This is a genomic window from Nonomuraea jiangxiensis, from assembly GCF_900099965.1.
Taxonomy (GTDB): Bacteria; Actinomycetota; Actinomycetes; order Streptosporangiales; family Streptosporangiaceae; genus Nonomuraea; species Nonomuraea jiangxiensis.
Genome location: NZ_FNDJ01000021.1, coordinates 74,183 through 91,337, shown reverse-complemented (window position 1 = coordinate 91,337; position 17,155 = coordinate 74,183). Strand labels below are relative to the sequence as shown.

Here is a 17,155-nt window from a genome sequence, read left to right as displayed (position 1 = left end):
GACCATCGCATGCCGACCATCACCACGACGAAGAAGCAGGCGGTCGTCGACCACCACGGCTCGCTCGGCAGCCGCGTCTTCGACACGCTCAACGTCGTCGTCCTCGCCGGCCTGGCGCTGATCACGGTCCTGCCGCTGCTCTACGTGCTGGCCGGATCCTTCGCGGGCGAGGCGGAGATCTCCTCGCGGCCGTTCTTCCTGTGGCCGGAGAGGTTCGTCACCGAGTCCTACGCCTACATCTTCGCCACCGACGCCTTCCTGCGCGCCCTGCTGACGACCGTCGTGGTGACGGCGGTGGGCATGGTCGTGCAGGTACTGCTGACCTTCACCATGGCCTACCCGCTGGCCAAGCGGTATCTGCCGGGCCGGGTGCTGGTCCTCAACCTGGTGATCTTCACGTTGGTCTTCTCCGGCGGCATGATCCCCACCTACCTCGTGGTGCGCGACCTGGGACTGCTCGACAGCTACTGGGCGCTGATCCTGCCGCTGGCGATCAACCCGTTCTACCTGATCATCGTCAAGAGCTTCTTCCAGGAGCTGCCGCAGGCCATCGAGGAGGCGGCGCGCATCGACGGCTGCAACGAGATGGGCGTCTTCTTCAGGATCGTGCTGCCGCTGTCCAAGCCGATCATCGCCACGTTCTCGCTGTTCTACGCCGTCGGGATCTGGAACGACTACATGTCCCCGCTGCTCTACATCAGCGACCCGCAGAAATGGACGCTGCAGGTCCTGGTACGCCAGCTCACCCAGACCGACGCCGCCAGCGCCCTGTCCCAGATGGACCGGACCTGGGTGCCGCCGGAACAGGGACTCAAGTTCGCGGTCGTGGTGATCGCGACGCTGCCGATCCTGTTCTTCTATCCCTTCCTGCAGAAGCACTTCTCCAAGGGCGTGCTGATCGGCGGCGTCAAGGAATGACACGAAGGAGCTCACATGACCGTACTGCGCTGGCTGGACCGGCCGGTAGATCAGGGGGTGACCTGGGGAGTCCCGTGGCCGCGCGGCACGGCCGCCCGGGACGCGGCGTTCGCGCTGGCCGAGGCCGGCGGGCGTGAGGTGCCGGTGCAGAGCTGGGTGACCGCGACCTGGCCGGACGGCTCGGTCAAGTGGACGGCCCACGCCATGGGCGCGCACGACCCGGCGGAGTCGTACCTGCTCGAACCCGGGCGCGAGCCGGCCGCCGGGCCCCGGGTCACCGTCGAGCGCGCGGACGGCCTGCTGCGGGTCGGCACAGGCGTGGTCACCTGGACGATCGAGGAGCGGGGCGGCACGCTGGCCCGCTCGATCTCGCGCGGGAGCCGCGAGATCGCCAGGGACGTCCGCCTGGTCAGCCTGCGCCAGAGCGAGCCCACCCCGGACGAGGGCGGCGGAGTGCCGCGCGAGCGGGCCACGGGCATGGTCGAGCGGGTCACCGTGGAGCAGGACGGGCCCGTGCGCGCGGTGGTGCGGCTGGAGGGCCGGCACGGCGACTGGCTGCCGTTCTCCGTGCGCCTGTACTTCTACGCCGGAGCCGAGGACGTGCGCGTCATGCACACGTTCGTCTGGGACGGCGACGTCGAGCGAGACTTCCTGGCCGGGCTCGGCCTGCGCGCCGACGTCGTCATGCGCGACGAGCCGCACGACCGGCACGTACGGCTGGCCGGGCCCGAGGGCGGCACGACCGGCTTTTTCACTGAGGCGGTACGCGGGCTGACCGGCCTGCGCCAGGACCCCGGCGAGGCCGCGCGCCGCGCGCAGATCGAGGGCAGGCCGGCCGGCGAGCTGCACCCGGAGGTCGGCGACCGGTTGCGCTACATCCCCACCTGGAACGACTACACCCTCGACCAGAGCTCCGCCGACGGCTTCACGCTGCGCAAGCGCACCGCCGAGGGCCACTCCTGGGTGACCGTCCCGGCCGGCACCCGCTCGGCCGGGTACGGCTACGTCGGCGGCGTGAGCGGCGGCCTCGGCTTCGGCCTGCGCGACTTCTGGCGCCTGCACCCCACCCGCCTGGACATCAGGAACGCGGCCACCGACCTCGCCACCGTGACCGTCTGGCTCTGGTCGCCCTCCGCGCCGGCCATGGACCTGCGCTTCTACCACGACGGCCTGGGCCAGGAGACCTTCGAGCAGCAGCTCGACGCCCTGGAGATCACCTACGAGGACTACGAGCCGGGGTTCGGCGACCCGCACGGCGTGGCGCGTACGCACGAGCTGACCCTGCGCGCCCACGACGCCACGCCCCCGCCCGCCGACCTGGCGGCGCACGCGGCCGCCATGAACCGGCCGGGCCTGCTGGCCGTGACCCCCGAGCGGGTGCTGGAGGCCGGCGTGTTCGGCGTGTGGGGCCTGCCCGACCGCTCCACCCCCGCGCACGCCAAGATCGAGGACCGCCTGGACTTCCTGTTCGAGCACTACGTACGCGAGCGCGAGCAACGCCGCTGGTACGGGTTCTGGGACTACGGCGACGTGATGCACACCTATGACCCCGACCGCCACACCTGGCGCTACGACATCGGCGGTTACGCCTGGGACAACTCCGAGTTGTCGCCCGACCTGTGGCTGTGGCTGCAGTACCTGCGCACCGGCCGGTCGGACGTCTTCCGCTTCGCCGAGGCGATGACCCGCCACACCGGCGAGGTCGACGTCTACCACCTGGGCAGGTGGAAGGGCCTGGGCAGCCGGCACAACGTGCAGCACTGGGGGTGCAGCTGCAAGCAGGTGCGCATCTCCAACGCCGCCTACCGGCGCTTCTACTACTTCCTGACGGCCGACGAGCGCACCGGCGACCTGATGGACGAGCTGAGCGTGCCCGAGGAGACGTTCCTGGTCGTCGACCCGCAGCGCAAGGTGCGCGAGGATGGCTACACCCCCGACCCGTCGGCGCTGTCGATCGGGCTCGGCACCGACTGGGGCGCGCTCGCGGCGGCCTGGCTGACCCGCTGGGAACGGCACGGCGACGAGCGGGCCAAGGACCGGCTGCTGGGCACGATGGCCGGCATCGGGGCGCTGCCGCACGGCTTCCTGACCGGCTCGGCCCGGCTCGACCTGGCCACCGGGCGCTTCGACACCACCAGGGACGACATCTCCATCTCGCACCTGTCGTCGTTGTTCGGGCTGCCGGAGATGTGCGCCGAGCTCATCGGGCTGGGGCTGGACGTGCCCGGCTTCGAGCGGGCGTGGCTGGACTACTGCCGGCTCTACCTCGCCACCCCCGAGCAGCAGGAGGCGGAGGTGGGGCAGCGGCTGACCGGCATCTCGCTGGTGCAGGCGCACAGCCGGCTCACCGCGTACGCGGCCGTGCGGCTGGAGGACGCCGAACTGGCCGCCTGGGCGTGGCGGAAGTTCTACCTCGACGAGGGCGACCAGCGAAACCGCAACCCGTTGCAGCGCAGGCGGGACGACTGGGAGGTCACCCTGGTCGACGGGCCGACCGTCCTTTCCCCCGTGCGGGAGGCGCCGTTCGTGAGCACCAACACGGCCTCGCAGTACGCGCTCGCCGCCATCCACAACCTGGCCCTGATCGGCAAGCACCTGACGGAGTATTAAGCAGAGGTGGGGCCCCCGGCAGGGGCCCTACACTGACCGGTATGCCTACTCCCGATTGATCGGCGTCGCACGCCCCAACCCTCGTTTCCTAGCTCGGGAGTGTTTCGCCATCATGATCATCGCCACTGACATCGAGCTGCGCGCGGGTGCGCGCCTGCTCATCGAGAAAGCCTCGTTCCGGGTCAACCCGGGCGACAAGATCGGGCTTGTCGGCCGCAACGGCGCGGGCAAGACGACCCTGACCAAGGTGCTGGCCGGTGAAGGGCTGCCCGCCGCCGGCACCGTCACCACCTCGGGCGCCGTCGGCTACCTGCCCCAGGATCCGCGCACCGGCGACCTCCAGGTGCTGGCCCGCGACCGCATCCTGTCCGCCCGGGGGCTCGACGAGGTCCTGCGACGGCTCCGCGAGGCCGAGCGGGGCATGTCCTCCGCCGACGAGCGCACCCGGGAGAAGGCCGTCAGGCAGTACGGCCGGCTGGAGGACCAGATGCACGTGCTCGGCGGTTACGCGGCCGAGTCCGAGGCCGCCTCCATCGCCTCCAGTCTCGGGCTGCCGGATCGTGTCCTGTCACAGCCGTTGCAAACGCTTTCCGGGGGCCAGCGCAGGCGCGTCGAATTGGCGCGAATTCTTTTCAGCGGAGCGGAAACTCTCCTTCTCGACGAGCCGACAAACCACCTAGATGCGGACTCAATCGGGTGGCTTCGCGATTTTTTGCGATCTCATCAAGGTGGCTTGGTGATCATCAGCCACGACGTCGGCCTTCTTGAAGCCACGGTCAACAAGGTCCTGCACCTCGACGCCAACCGGGCCATGATCGACCACTACAACGTGGGCTGGACGGCATACCTGGCCCAGCGCGAGACCGACGAGAAGCGCAGGAAGCGCGAGCGCGCCAACGCCGAGAAGCAGGCGGGCGCGCTGCTCGCGCAGGCCGACAAGATGCGGGCCAAGGCCACCAAGGCCAAGGCCGCGCAGGACATGATGAGGCGCGCGCACCGGCTGCTGGCCGGCACCGAGGAGGAGCGCCAGAGCGACAAGGTGGCGCGGCTGCGCTTCCCCGAGCCGCAGCCGTGCGGGCGCACCCCGCTCATGGCCGCGGGCCTGTCGAAGTCCTACGGCTCCCTTGAGGTTTTCACCGACGTCGACGTGGCCATCGACCGAGGTCACAGGGTCGTCATCCTCGGTCTCAACGGCGCCGGCAAGACCACGCTGCTGCGTCTGCTCGGCGGGCTGGAGAAGCCCGACACCGGCGAGCTGCGGCCCGGACACGGCCTCAAGATCGGTTACTACGCGCAGGAGCACGAGACCCTCGACCCGGGCCGCACCCTGCTGGAGAACATGCGCTCGGCCGGCGGCGAGTTCACCGACACGGAGCTGCGCAAGGTGCTCGGATCGTTCCTGTTCACGGGTGACGACGTGGACAAGCCCGCGGGGGTGCTGTCGGGTGGCGAGAAGACCCGGCTGGCGCTCGCGATCCTGGTGCTTTCGAGCGCCAATGTGCTGCTTCTCGACGAGCCCACGAACAACCTCGACCCGGTCAGTCGCGAGCAGGTTCTCAATGCTCTGAGGTCGTATTCAGGAGCAATCGTCCTAGTCACACATGACGAGGGTGCCGTTGACGCCCTGTCACCGGATAGGGTGATCTTGCTACCTGACGGAACTGAAGACGCATGGAGCGACGAATTTTCCGATCTTGTGGCACTTGCCTGATCTTAATTTGAGTGGGTACGGATCTTTTCCCGTGGAGTAGGTAGCCGATCCCGCTGAAATGACTGATCATGGCGGAGTAACGCTGCGGAAGTCCGGCACTACAGGAGGTACTCGTGGCCGAGACACTGAAGAAGGGCACCCGGGTCACCGGGGCCGACCGGGAAAAACTGGCCGGCGATCTCAAGAAGCGCTACGCCGCGGGCGAAAGCATCCGCGCCCTGGCCGCTTCGACCGGTCGGTCTTACGGGTTCATCCACCGCATCCTCAGCGAGTCCGGTGTGACTCTGCGTGGGCGCGGCGGGGCGACCCGAGGCAAGTCCAAGCGCTGACGGCCGCCTCGGAACGTGCGACCGCAGCCGCCCGTCCCTAGTCAGCCGACGTCGCGCCCGTGCCAGAACCATCTTCTGTAGGCTCGGGCGCGACAGTCAGCACGCCGATGGCCGCGCGACCGCGCGCGCTTCGGCGAGCCGACGGGCAGGACTGGAGGATCGGACGATGGCGGAAGCACAGGCGCGACAGCGCGGGGGGTATACGGACGACGGCTCCGCCATGGCGGAGAGCGGAGTTCGCTTCGAGGTGGACGGTGAGATAGCGACGATCACGCTGGACCGGCCGGAAAAGCGCAACGCGATGACGTTCGCGACATGGTCCGGACTGGCTCGCATCGGCGAGAGCCTGCCCGAGCAGGTGCGCGTCGTCGTCGTGAAAGGTGAGGGACCGTCCTTCTCGGCAGGGATCGACCTGCACATGTTCACATCTGATGGGGTGCCCGGACAGGGCTCGTTCAGTTCGGCGGCCAAGAGCGGCGAAGCCGGCATCGAGCAGCGCGTCAGGCAGTTCCAAGCGGGCTTCCTGTGGCTGCGACGACCGGAGATCGTCTCCATCGCCGTGGTGCGGGGCCACGCGATCGGCGCGGGATTCCAACTCGCGCTCGCCTGCGACCTGCGGATCGTGGCCGAAGATGTTTCGTTCTGTATGAAAGAGCCCGCACTGGGCCTGGTGCCCGACCTGACGGGGACCAAGCCCCTGGTCGATCTGGTGGGCCTGGCCAAGGCGATCGACATCTGCCTGACCGCCAGGACCGTGCACGCGGACGAGGCCATGCGCATCGGCCTCGCGGAGAAAGTGGTCGCCGGGGGCGACCTGGACCAAGCTGTACAGGACAAGGTCGCGGAGCTGCTGTCCACCAACCGGGAGGCGGCCATCGCGACCAAGCGGCTCCTCCAGGGAGCGCAGGCACGCACCCTGGAGGAGCAGAGTGCGGCCGAGAGGAGCGAACAGGCGGCCCGGATCAAGGCCCTCTTCGGCTGATCGCGGGCTCAGGACCGCCCCGGGGCGGTCGTGTGCGGCGGGGCGTTCGGGGAAGGGTTCCAGGTGTGCGCCCTGAGAGGCGGACGGCGAGAGGCGGACGGCCGCGGGTTTCGCGGTGAGCTGAGCCGGGAATCACCGCGCGCCCTGGTGGCGCTGTCTCCGGGGGAGTAGGAGGGATCCCCCGTATGACGATGATGGGAGGGGGCTTCGGGCCCCAGGTCTGGACCTCGTTGCGGCGCGACGGCTCCGTCACCAAACAGCGGCTGCGGCCCGGCATCGCGCGGCGGATCGCCCGCTACGCCCGGCCGTACACCAAGCAGATCGCGGCCTTCCTGGGGCTCGTGGTGGTGGGCGCGGTGATCGTGATCGCCAACCCGCTGCTGATGAAGGCGGTCATCGACGACGGCATCCTGGCCCGGCGGCCGGGCGTCGTGGTCGCGCTGGCGGTGACGATCGCCGCGCTGGCGGTGGTGGACGCCGGGCTGACGCTGGTGCAGCGGTGGTTCTCCGCGCGCATCGGCGAGGGGCTGATCTACGACCTGCGCACCGAGGTGTTCGACCACGTGCAGCGCATGCCGGTGGCGTTCTTCATGCGGGCCCAGACCGGCGCCCTGGTCAGCCGGCTCAACACCGACGTGATCGGCGCCCAGCGGGCGCTGACCAGCACGCTGTCGTCCGTGGTGAGCAACGTGGTCAGCCTGATCCTGGTGCTGGGCGCGATGCTGGTGCTGTCGTGGCAGGTGACGCTGGTCGCGCTGGTGCTGCTGCCGATCTTCGTCGTGCCCGCCAAATACGTCGGCCGCCGCATGTCGGCGCTGACCCGTGAGCAGATGCAGCTCGACGCCGAGATGAGCTCGGTCACCACCGAGCGGTTCAACGTCGCCGGCGCCATGGTCGCCAAGCTGTACGGCCGCCCGGAGGACGACGCCGAGGTGTTCGGCCGCCGGGCCGCCAGGGTGCGGGACGTCGGCGTCACCGTCGGCATGTACGGCACCGTGTTCCGGGTCGCGCTCGGCCTGGTGGCGGCGCTGGCCACCGCGCTGGTCTACGGCATCGGCGGCGTCCTGGCCGTCTCCGGCGCCTTCGAGCTGGGCACGCTGGTGGCCCTGGCCGCGCTGCTCATGCGCCTCTACGGCCCCCTCACGTCGCTGTCCAACGTGCACGTGGACGTCATGACGGCGCTCGTGAGCTTCGACCGGGTCTTCGAGATCCTCGACCTGCGGCCCATGGTGGCGCAGAAGCCGGACGCGGTGCCGGTGCCCGCCGGGCCGGTGACGATCGAGTTCGACGACGTGACCTTCCGCTACCCGGCCGCCGAGGAGGTCTCGCTGGCCTCCCTGGAGTCGGTGGCCCGTCAGGACACCGGCCCCTCCCACCAGGTGCTCGAGGGCGTCTCGTTCACGGCCGCGCCCGGCCGGCTCATCGCCCTGGTCGGCCACTCCGGCGCGGGCAAGACGACGATCACCTCCCTGGTCTCCCGCCTCTACGACGTCAACGAGGGCGCCGTCCGGATCAACGGGCTCGACGTGCGGGAGGCCACCCTCGACTCGCTGCGCGACACCGTGGGCGTGGTCATGCAGGACGCCCATCTCTTCCATGACACGATCGGGGCCAACCTCCGCTATGCCAGGCCCGGGGCCACCGACGAGGAGATCTGGGAGGCTCTCAGGGCCGCGCAGATCGGTGATCTCGTGGAGAGCCTGCCCGACGGGCTGGAGACGGTCGTCGGCGACCGCGGCTACCGGCTGTCCGGCGGCGAGAAGCAGCGCCTGGCACTGGCCCGGCTGCTGCTCAAGGCGCCGCGCGTGGTCGTGCTCGACGAGGCCACGGCCCACCTCGACTCCGAGTCCGAGGCGGCGGTGCAGGTGGCGCTGAAGACCGCGCTCAAGGGCCGCACCTCGCTGGTCATCGCGCACCGGCTGTCGACGATCAGGGAGGCCGACGAGATCCTCGTCGTGCACGACGGGCGGATCGCCGAGCGCGGCCGGCACGAGGACCTGCTGGCGCGCGGCGGGCTCTACGCCGAGCTCTACCGCACCCAGTTCACGTCTTCAGATAGCCCAGCCGCATGAGCTCCTCGCGGGCGACCTTCTCCACCAGCTCCAGGTCGCCGCGCCGGAGCCGGGACCGCCAGGCGCCGGCCCTGGGGACGTCCGTGCCGTACATGACGACCTTGGACACGCGCGTGTCCAGATACTCCGCCAGCGTGGCCACCGCCTGGGCGGGCTTGAGCACGAGATCCTCGTAGCGCAGCGTGAGCAGCTGCTCCCCGGGCAGCGTCCGGCGCAGCTCGGCGCTCTGGCGTACGGCGCTGCGCCAGCGCAGGGCGCACTTGCCCGCCGCCGGCATGCCCTTCCACCGGTCGAGGTGCTCGTCCTTGTTGACGCCCAGGAACGCGTTGGGGAACTCGGTCTGGTCCGACAGCATCGCCGGCTTGAACCAGGCCAGGCACGCGGGATCGTCCAGCATGTCGGCCGCCACGTCCCTGCCGTCGCGGATGAGCTGGATGAACCGGGCGTCCGGGAACGCCTGCAGCAGCACGGGCACGCTGTAGAGGAGGTCGGGGCTGCCGTCGCCGAACCGGGTGATGTCGGTCGCCGCCACGCACGGGCCGGTGCCGGTGACGCCGCCCGCCTCCCGGCAGGGCTCCGCGCACTCCCCGCAGGAGCGGGGCAGCACCTGCCAGGACTCGGCCAGCGCGTCCCGCATGACGCGGACGGCGCCGGACGTACGGCCGATGGACGGTTTTCTGGCGAAGGCGTAGACCACGTGCGCCACGCTCGCGCGGCCCATCGTCACGTGGAAGCCTGGAGACCGTTTCAGGGCGCGGGCCAGCAGGTCCGTGCCGGAATGCGGCGCTCCGACCAGGAAGACCGGCCGGCGGACCTTAATGCCGTTGACCACGAGGATGTGAGGCGGAAGTCGCATACGAGAGGTAAGTGTGACACCGTTTGCCACGTGAAGGAGCCAATGTCAGTGTCGGTGCTCACTGGAGCGGGCATCTCCACCGATTCCGGCATCCCGGACTTCCGGGGCCCGCAAGGCGTGTGGACCAAGAACCCGTCCGCGGCCGCCAACGCCTCGATCGACCGCTACCTGGCCGATCCCGGGATCAGGCGTGACTCCTGGCGGGCCCGGCTCGACCATCCGGCCTGGCAGGCCCGCCCGAACGCCGCCCATCTCGCCCTGGTCGACCTGGAGCGCGCCGGGTTGCTACGGGCGCTCATCACCCAGAACATCGACGAGCTGCACCAGCGCGCCGGCTCCGCGCCGGAGCTGGTCATCGAGCTGCACGGCACGCTGCACCGGGCGGAGTGCGTCTCCTGCGACCTGATCACACCCATGCCCGAGGTGCTCGCCAGGGTGACCGCCGGCGAGGAGGACCCGCCGTGCCCGCGCTGCGGCGGCATCCAGAAGTCCAACACGATCTCGTTCGGCCAGGCGCTCAAGCCCGACGTGCTGGACGCGGCGCTGACCGCCGCCCGCTCGTGCGAGCTGTTCCTGGCCGTGGGCACCTCGCTGACCGTGCACCCCGCCGCGGGCCTGTGCGGCGAGGCCCTCGACGCGGGCGCCAAGCTGGTGATCATGAACGCCGAGCCCACGCCCTACGACCCCTTCGCCGATCGGGTGATCAACGAGCCGATCGGCGCGGCACTACCCGGTCTCGTCAAGGAGCTGATCGATGCAGCGCGGTGACACCGTCGCGATCGTCTCGCCGTCGGGCCCGCCCAACGCCGTCCTGCTCAGGCGCGGCGTCGAGCGGCTGGAGTCCCTCGGGCTGAAGGCGGTGGTGGGCGCGCACGCGCTCGACCGCCAGGAGCTCGACTACCTGGCGGGCGGCGACGCCGACCGCGCCGCCGACCTGCAGGCCGCCTGGTGCGACCCGTCGGTCGCGGGGGTGTTCTGCTGCCGGGGCGGCTACGGCGCCGGCCGGCTCCTCGAACTGCTCGACTGGGACGCCATGCGGGCCGCGGCCGGGGCGGGCGGCAAGGTCCTGCTCGGGTCGAGCGACATCACGGCCCTGCACAACGCCTTCGCCGTCGAGCTGGGCGTGCCCACCCTGCACGGGCCGATGCCGGCCTCCGACGTCCTGGCCGGCGAGTCCGGCCCGGAGCCGCTGACCTGGGAGAGCCTGCAGGCGGCCCTGTTCGGCGAGGTCATGCCGGTGCCGGGGGATCGCGTGCTGGCGCCAGGGCGGGCCGAGGGCGTGCTGGCCGGGGGTAACCTGTCCCTGCTCGCCTCGATGTGCGGCACGCGGTGGCAGCCGTCCTTCGACGGGAAGCTCGCCTTCCTGGAGGACGTGGGCGAGGAGCCGTACCGGATCGACCGGATGATCACACAGTTGCTGCAGGCGGGGGTGTTCGACGGGGTACGCGGGATCGCGCTCGGCTCGTGGGTGGGCTGCGGAGACCCTTATCCGGTGCTCCGGGACCGGCTCCTGCCGCTCGGAGTGCCGGTATTGGCGGGACTTCCGGTGGGGCACGGGTCACCACAGATGAGTGTGTGGCTGGGGGCACTTGGTGTTATCGATACCGAATCGTGCTCGCTGTCCGGTCCGTTCCGCGACGAGGAGCAGGCAAGGTAGGAGGGACGAATCCGACAGAGAGGGACACAACGCGTGAGCTGGTTCCGGCGTAAGCGCGAGTCCGCGCGTCGGCCTGTCGAGCACGTCGATCTGGACTCGCTACTCGCCCTCGTCGCCGAATCCCTCGGCTACACCTTCGCGTTCGCCCGTGACGGCTCCTCGATGTCGCTGAAGGCCGCGCCGGGCACGTCCCCGGAGGGCGCCGCCGAGCTCGCCGTCCGGCTCACGGGGCTGCGGCGTGAGGCCGGGCGCAGGGCCAGGGAGGACTGGCCGATGCTGGTCTCCGAGCACCTCGCGCACGCCGTCGCCGGCTCGGGCGACCCGGTGGACGCGTGCGACCTCGACCAGGCCCGGCCGCTCATGCGCACCCGCGTGGAGTCCGTGGACGAGGTCCCCGACCTGACCCGGGTGGTCGGCCGCCACCTCAACGCCGATCTGGTGGAGCTGCTCACCGTCGGCTCCCGCGCGGTGCGGCCCGAGGAGGCCGGGTGCTGGCCGGTGGCCACGGTGCAGGCCCTGGACCTGGCCGTGGACAACGTACGGCGGGAGGAGCGGCTGGGGGTCGAACGCATCGAGTTGTCGGGCACGCCGGTGACCCGCCTGACCGGCGCGTCCCCCTCGGCCGCCACCCACCTGCGGTGGCTGGACGACTATCTGGCCGTGCCCGCCGACGGGGCCCTGGTCGCGCTGCCCGACCCGTACACGCTGCTGCTGCACCCGGTGGACGGGATCGGCGTGGTACGCGCCATCGAACGGCTGCGCGTGCACGCGGCGCGTACGGGCGGGCTCAGCTCCCAGGTGTACTGGTGGCACGAGGAGCGGCTGCGGCTCATCAAGTCCGACATCGTCACCCAGAGCGGCCAGACCAGGCTCGTGGTGGCCCCGCCGCCGGAGTTCGCCAAGGTGCTGGCCCGCCTGGCCGTCTGAGCGCGAGGCAGGCGGGCCGCTCGCCTGGCCTACCGCCCGACGTATTCGCGCAGGTGGATCGCGGTCAGCGAGGTGCCGGTGGCGACCAGCTCGGCCGGGGTGCCGGTGAACACCACCTCGCCCCCGTCGTGACCTGCTCCCGGACCCAGGTCCACGATCCAGTCCGCGTGCGCCATGACGGCCTGGTGGTGCTCGATCACGATGACCGTGTTGCCGTCGTCGACCAGGCGGTCCAGCAGCTCCAGAAGCTGGTCCACGTCCGCCAGGTGCAGGCCGGTGGTCGGCTCGTCCAGGATGTACGTGGTGCCGTTCTTGGCCATGTGGATGGCCAGCTTGAGCCGCTGCCGCTCGCCGCCGGACAGCGTCGTGAGCGGCTGGCCCAGCCCCAGATAGCCGAGGCCGACCGCGACCAGCCGGTCCAGGATCGTCCTGGCCTGCCCGGAGGTGAAGAACTCGCGGGCCTCGGCCACCGGCATGGCCAGCACCTCGCTGATGTTCTTGCCACGCAGCCGGTACGTCAGGACCTCCGGCGTGAACCGCTTGCCCTCGCACTTCTCGCACACCGACGCCACCTCGGCCATCATCGCCAGGTCGGTGTAGATCAGGCCGATGCCCTTGCAGGCCGGGCAGGCCCCCTCGGAGTTGGCGCTGAACAGGCCGGGCTTGACCCCGTTGGCCCGGGCGAACGCGGTGCGGATCGGGTCGAGCACCCCCGTGTACGTCGCCGGGTTGCTCCGGCGCGACCCCCGGATCGGCGACTGGTCGGCCACCACGACGCCGTCCCGGCCGGCCAGATAGCCGTGGATGAGCGAGCTCTTGCCCGACCCGGCCACCCCGGTGACCACGGTGAGCACGCCGAGCGGCAGGTCCACGCTGACGTCCTTGAGGTTGTGCAGCGTGGCGCCCTTGATCGACAGCTGCCCGGCCGGCTCGCGGAACCGCTCGCGCAGCCGCGCCCGGTGGCCGAGGTAGCGGCCGGTCAGGGTCCCGGAGTCGGACAGCCCGGCCAGGTCACCGGTGTAGCAGATCCGGCCGCCGGCCGTGCCCGCGCCGGGGCCGAGGTCCACGATGTGGTCGGCGATCCTGATCGTCTCCGGCTTGTGCTCGACGACCAGCACCGTGTTGCCCTTGTCGCGGAGCTGGAGGAGCAGGTTGTTCATGCGCTGGATGTCGTGCGGGTGCAGGCCGGCCGTGGGCTCGTCGAAGACGTACGTCACGTCGGTCAGGCTGGAGTTGAGGTGGCGTACCATCTTGACGCGCTGCGCCTCGCCGCCCGACAGCGTGGAGGACTCGCGGTCGAGGCTGAGATAGCCGAGGCCGATCTCGACCAGCGAGTCCAGCGTCGAGCGCAGCCCCTCCAGCACCGGGCCGACGGACGCGTGGCCGAGGCCGCGCACGAAGGCGGCCAGGTCGTTGATCTGCATCGCCGAGCAGTCGGTGATGCTCCGCCCGGCGATCAGGCAGGACCGCGCCGCCTCGTTGAGCCGGGTGCCGCCGCAGGAGGGGCACGCGGCGAGCCTGACCGCCCGGTCCGCGAACGCCCGGGCCGCCGGCTGCATCGAGTCGCGGTCCTTGGCCAGGTAGGTCCGCTTGACCCGGAGGAGAAGCCCTTCGTAGGTGAAGTTGTTCGAGCCGTACTTGAGCTTGGTGGCGGGCTTGTGGAGCAGGTCGTCCCACTGGGCGGGGGTGAAGTCCGCGAGCTTGACGTCCGGGTCGAACAGGCCGGAGCCGGCCACGATCTGCCAGGGCCAGGAGTCCACCGCGTAGCCGGGGACCTTGATTGCGCCCTCGTTCAGCGACAGGTCGCGGTCGACCAGCTCGTCCACGTCGATGTCGGAGGCCCTGCCCAGCCCCTCGCACTCGGGGCACATGCCCTCGGCCATGTTGAAGCTGAAGGCGGAGGCCGGGCCGACGTGGGGCTCGCCGATGCGGCTGAACACGATCCGCAGCATGGTGTGCGCGTCGGTGGCGGTGCCCACGGTGGAGCGCGCGTTGGCGCCCATGCGCTCCTGGTCGACGATGATCGCCGCGCTCAGGTTGTGCAGGGCGTCGACGTCGGGGCGGGCCAGGCTGGGCATGAACGCCTGGATGAACGCCGTGTACGTCTCGTCGATGAGCCGCCGCGACTCGGCGGCGATGGTGTCGAAGACGAGCGATGACTTGCCGGAGCCGGACACTCCGGTGAAGACGGTGAGGCGCCGCTTGGGGAGGTCGAGGGAGACACCCTTGAGGTTGTTCTCCCGCGCGCCACGGACCTGGATGAGGTCGTGGCTGTCCGCGGCGGTGTGATCGCGATGCCGGTCGGTGCTTGCCTGATGGCTGGGGCCCACGGAATCCTTCCATCGTCGAGCGACAATTTATGGTGTAAGGGGATAGCCGGGACAGCTTACATTGCCGCGCGCCCGGCCCGGTCGCTCGTCGAGGTGTGGGGATTCGTCAGGCCGACAGCGGGTTGGCGTGCCTGTGGTGCAGCCCGATGACCGGGATCTCGTGCAGGCTGCCCGAGTACAGGAACTGGGTCATGCCGATCAGCAGCCGCCGTACGTCCTCCTGGGGGCGTACCACGAGGCGCAGGAACTGGCTGGTGGTGCCGAGCTTGTTGCCGCACTCGCGGACGTACACGCCGTGTTCGGTGAGCAGGTGGTCGCGCAGCGGAACCCCGTCGTGCCCCGGCGGCAGCTTCACCAGCAGGAAGTTGCCCTGCGAGGCGAACACCGACAGCCCCGGCATGGTGCTGAGCTGCTGGAACATGGCCCGCCTGTCCTGGCCCAGCCGCCTGAGGCTCTCCTGGTAGCCGGACCAGAACTGGCGCATCATGAACACCACGACCTCGGCGAAGGAGTTGAGGTTCCACTTGGGCAGCGCGTCGCGCACGCGCCCCGCCAGCGCGGGGTTGGCCACCATGTAGCCGAACCTGATGCCGTGCAGGCCGAAGTTCTTGCCCAGGCTGCGCAGCACGATCACGTTCGGGCGCACCGCGGCCTCGGCCGCCACCCCCGGGTACGGCTCGGCGTCCACGAAGTCGCCGAAGGACTCGTCCACGATCACCAGGTCCAGGTCGATGAGCTCGTCGAGCAGCCGTACGACCTCGTGCTTGGGCAGGTAGCCGCCGTCGGGGTTGTTGGGGTTGCAGATCACCGCCACCCGGGAGCCGCGTACGCGGACGAACGACACGAAGTCGCTGACGTCGAGCGCGAAGTTGCGGCTCTCCAGCAGCGGATACATGTCCACCCGCTTGCCCGTCTCCAGCGGCTGGTCGGTCCAGCGGCCGAACGTGGGGATCGGCACCGCCAGGCTCTCTCGCACCAGCAGGTGGTCGATCCAGGTGATCAGCTCGGTGGAGCCGTTGCCCATGGCGACCGTCCTGGGATGCAGCCCGAGGGTGGAGCAGAGCTCCTCGGTGATCGCGCCCGCGTCGCTCGGATAGAACTTGAGTATCGTCTCCAGGTTCCTGCCCAGGTGGTCGAAGATCTCCGGGGTCGGGAAGTACGGGTTACAGGGAACGCAGAAGTCCACCGGGGCGCGCTCTCCCGACGAGCCGCGCATCAGTGAGAAGAACGACGGGCTGTGCGCCTGTGCGCGCAAGAGGCTGAGCTCCACGACACCTCCAGGGACCATGTCCGATGTGTGGAGGTACGCGCTGATGCGGCGACCGGTTCATGACAGAACGGCCGGTTGGTTCATGGTTCGTGGCCGTCCGGGGGTTCGCCGTCCACGAACTGGCGGGAGTCGGCCGACCAGCCCACCCTGCGCATTGGCTCGGCCCTGCGCAGCGTCAGCACGGCGACGTCGTCGCGCGGGGTCCCGGTGAACTCGCGCAGGTCCTCGCCCAGCGTCTCGGCCAGCCTGGGCGGCGGGGACGCGGCCCAGGCGCGCAGGCGGGTCTCCAGCGGGTAGAACAGGCCCGCCGGGTTGCGCGCCTCGGTGACCCCGTCGGTGCACAGCAGCATCGTCGCGCCCTGCGGGAAGGGGAAGCGGATGCCCCTGCGCGGCGAGGGGGACAGGGAGGCCAGCCCCAGGGGCACGGCGGGCTCGCCGAGGTTGATCTCCCAGGCGCCGCCGTCGTGGATGACGAACGGGGCGATGTGCCCGCAGTTGATCGCCTCGACCTCCAGCTCCTGGTCGAGGTCCAGGACGAGCGCGGTGACCAGGCGCTCGGGCTCGCCGGTCAGGGTGGCGAACGCGTTGGTGCGGACCACGGCGTTCTCCAGTGAGGTCACGACGCCGGCCAGCGTGGGCTCCCGGTAGGCGGCCTCCCTGAACGCCCCCAGCACCGCCAGCGCGGTCCCGATGGCGGGCAGCCCCTTGCCCTGCACGTCGGTGATCAGCACCCTGGTCCCGTACGGGGAGGGCGCGACCTCGTACATGTCGCCGCCCACCATGGTGTCCTCCTCGACCGGCTGGTAGATGCCGTCGACCACCACGTTGGCGGTGCGCAGCGGCAGCGGGCGGACGATCTGCCGTTGCAGGGCGGCCACCGCCGAGCGCAACCGGTGCACCTCCTCCTCGCGCCGCACCCGATATCGGCAGCTGAACACGCTCAGCACCCCGAACAGCGCCGTGAACCCCGTGGCCAGCATGTTGTCGTCCCACTGTCTGCCCACGTAGGCCACGGTGCAGGCCACGACCACGACCACCCACGCCGAGGCGATGGCGGTCTGCCGCACCGAGCCCAGGCCCGAGACGACGGCGGGCAGGAAGATCAGCAGCGGGAACAGCCGGATGGCCGAGCCCGTGCGCAGGTCGAGCGCCACCACGACCACGCTGACGACGATGAGGCCCAGGATGAACACCGGCGCCGGCAGAGAGGGCCGCTGGAGCCCGTGATCCTCCTCCGTCACGACTCTCCGTCACCCCCCTGCGTCCTGTGCCAGTCTGTCCGCTGCCCTGGCCTCCATCGTGCCGGGAGAACAGTGCCCTCGATTATTCGTCACCCCCGGAGAAAGCGGCCTTCCCCGCGTTTCCAGGCGCCGTGGAATCGGCGCGCGTACGGTAACGCGTATTTTACTCGCCCGCGCCGGGCGTGCTCCTGTGCGGCGGCCTGTCATGCCATCTGTACAGGAAGAATACCGGGATGACTGCGTATAGTAAAA

13 protein-coding genes are annotated in these 17,155 nt (G+C 70.2%); 9 read left to right on the top strand and 4 right to left on the bottom strand.

The features are described 5' to 3' along the window. Positions 1-9 precede the first annotated feature (9 nt). The 6 genes from BLS95_RS37250 (at position 10) to BLS95_RS37225 (ending at position 8,622) form a co-directional block, all read left to right on the top strand. Entirely contained in the window at positions 10-918 is a 909-nt protein-coding gene (locus tag BLS95_RS37250) for a carbohydrate ABC transporter permease (RefSeq protein WP_090942795.1), read from the top strand. A gap of 15 nt (positions 919-933) precedes the next feature. Beyond that, positions 934-3,528 (top strand): exo-rhamnogalacturonan lyase family protein, encoded by a 2,595-nt coding sequence (locus BLS95_RS37245; RefSeq protein ID WP_090942792.1) that lies wholly within the window; start codon positions 934-936, stop codon positions 3,526-3,528. 112 nt (positions 3,529-3,640) lie between these two features. Beyond that, a complete protein-coding gene (locus tag BLS95_RS37240; RefSeq protein WP_090942789.1) occupies positions 3,641-5,239 on the top strand; it encodes an ABC-F family ATP-binding cassette domain-containing protein in 1,599 nt (532 codons plus the stop codon). Positions 5,240-5,352: 113 nt separating this feature from the next. Continuing rightward, positions 5,353-5,568: a helix-turn-helix domain-containing protein gene (locus BLS95_RS37235; protein ID WP_020547488.1), complete on the top strand. Its 216-nt coding sequence runs from the start codon at positions 5,353-5,355 to the stop codon at positions 5,566-5,568. Positions 5,569-5,734: 166 nt separating this feature from the next. After that, positions 5,735-6,550, top strand: coding sequence for an enoyl-CoA hydratase/isomerase family protein (locus tag BLS95_RS37230; protein ID WP_245765507.1), 816 nt, complete (start codon positions 5,735-5,737; stop codon positions 6,548-6,550). 185 nt (positions 6,551-6,735) lie between these two features. After that, on the top strand, positions 6,736-8,622 hold the full coding sequence (locus tag BLS95_RS37225) for an ABC transporter ATP-binding protein (protein ID WP_090942784.1): 1,887 nt from the start codon (positions 6,736-6,738) through the stop codon (positions 8,620-8,622). Here BLS95_RS37225 and BLS95_RS37220 read toward each other — a convergent pair. Further along, on the bottom strand, positions 8,594-9,478 hold the full coding sequence (locus BLS95_RS37220; protein WP_090942781.1) for a sulfotransferase family protein: 885 nt from the start codon (positions 9,476-9,478) through the stop codon (positions 8,594-8,596). The two genes, BLS95_RS37225 and BLS95_RS37220, sit on opposite strands and share 29 nt — an antisense overlap. A 42-nt stretch (positions 9,479-9,520) precedes the next feature. Here BLS95_RS37220 and BLS95_RS37215 point away from each other — a divergent pair, with 42 nt between their 5' ends. The 3 genes from BLS95_RS37215 to BLS95_RS37205 are packed head-to-tail and all read left to right on the top strand — an operon-like array spanning position 9,521 to position 12,062. Further along, complete coding sequence (locus BLS95_RS37215) at positions 9,521-10,246, top strand: SIR2 family NAD-dependent protein deacylase (RefSeq protein WP_090942778.1); 726 nt, start codon at positions 9,521-9,523, stop codon at positions 10,244-10,246. Further along, positions 10,233-11,135, top strand: a complete 903-nt coding sequence (locus tag BLS95_RS37210; protein ID WP_090942776.1) for a S66 peptidase family protein — start codon at positions 10,233-10,235, stop codon at positions 11,133-11,135. Before BLS95_RS37215 ends, BLS95_RS37210 begins: the two co-directional genes overlap by 14 nt. 33 nt (positions 11,136-11,168) lie before the next feature. Continuing rightward, complete coding sequence (locus BLS95_RS37205; protein WP_090942773.1) at positions 11,169-12,062, top strand: hypothetical protein; 894 nt, start codon at positions 11,169-11,171, stop codon at positions 12,060-12,062. Positions 12,063-12,091: 29 nt separating this feature from the next. Here the strand turns inward: BLS95_RS37205 and BLS95_RS37200 are convergent, their stop codons facing one another. From BLS95_RS37200 to BLS95_RS37190, 3 genes are all read right to left on the bottom strand, one after another. Continuing rightward, positions 12,092-14,392 (bottom strand): ATP-binding cassette domain-containing protein, encoded by a 2,301-nt coding sequence (locus tag BLS95_RS37200; RefSeq protein ID WP_090942770.1) that lies wholly within the window; start codon positions 14,390-14,392, stop codon positions 12,092-12,094. A gap of 106 nt (positions 14,393-14,498) precedes the next feature. Further along, on the bottom strand, positions 14,499-15,662 hold the full coding sequence (locus BLS95_RS37195; protein ID WP_218136168.1) for a pyridoxal phosphate-dependent aminotransferase: 1,164 nt from the start codon (positions 15,660-15,662) through the stop codon (positions 14,499-14,501). An 80-nt stretch (positions 15,663-15,742) separates the two neighbouring features. Further along, positions 15,743-16,903: a PP2C family protein-serine/threonine phosphatase gene (locus BLS95_RS37190; protein ID WP_090942765.1), complete on the bottom strand. Its 1,161-nt coding sequence runs from the start codon at positions 16,901-16,903 to the stop codon at positions 15,743-15,745. Between the last annotated feature and the right edge of the window lie 252 nt (positions 16,904-17,155).

Excerpts from the sequence above, each read along its gene's own strand:
- BLS95_RS37245 (WP_090942792.1), top strand. The coding sequence starts at position 934 with ATGACCGTACTGCGCTGGCTGGACCGGCCGGTAGATCAGGGGGTGACC.
- BLS95_RS37225 (WP_090942784.1), top strand. The coding sequence starts at position 6,736 with ATGACGATGATGGGAGGGGGCTTCGGGCCCCAGGTCTGGACCTCGTTG.
- BLS95_RS37220 (WP_090942781.1), bottom strand. The coding sequence starts at position 9,478 with ATGCGACTTCCGCCTCACATCCTCGTGGTCAACGGCATTAAGGTCCGC.
- BLS95_RS37250 (WP_090942795.1), top strand. The coding sequence starts at position 10 with ATGCCGACCATCACCACGACGAAGAAGCAGGCGGTCGTCGACCACCAC.
- BLS95_RS37210 (WP_090942776.1), top strand. The coding sequence starts at position 10,233 with ATGCAGCGCGGTGACACCGTCGCGATCGTCTCGCCGTCGGGCCCGCCC.
- BLS95_RS37240 (WP_090942789.1), top strand. The coding sequence starts at position 3,641 with ATGATCATCGCCACTGACATCGAGCTGCGCGCGGGTGCGCGCCTGCTC.
- BLS95_RS37230 (WP_245765507.1), top strand. The coding sequence starts at position 5,735 with ATGGCGGAAGCACAGGCGCGACAGCGCGGGGGGTATACGGACGACGGC.
- BLS95_RS37215 (WP_090942778.1), top strand. The coding sequence starts at position 9,521 with ATGTCAGTGTCGGTGCTCACTGGAGCGGGCATCTCCACCGATTCCGGC.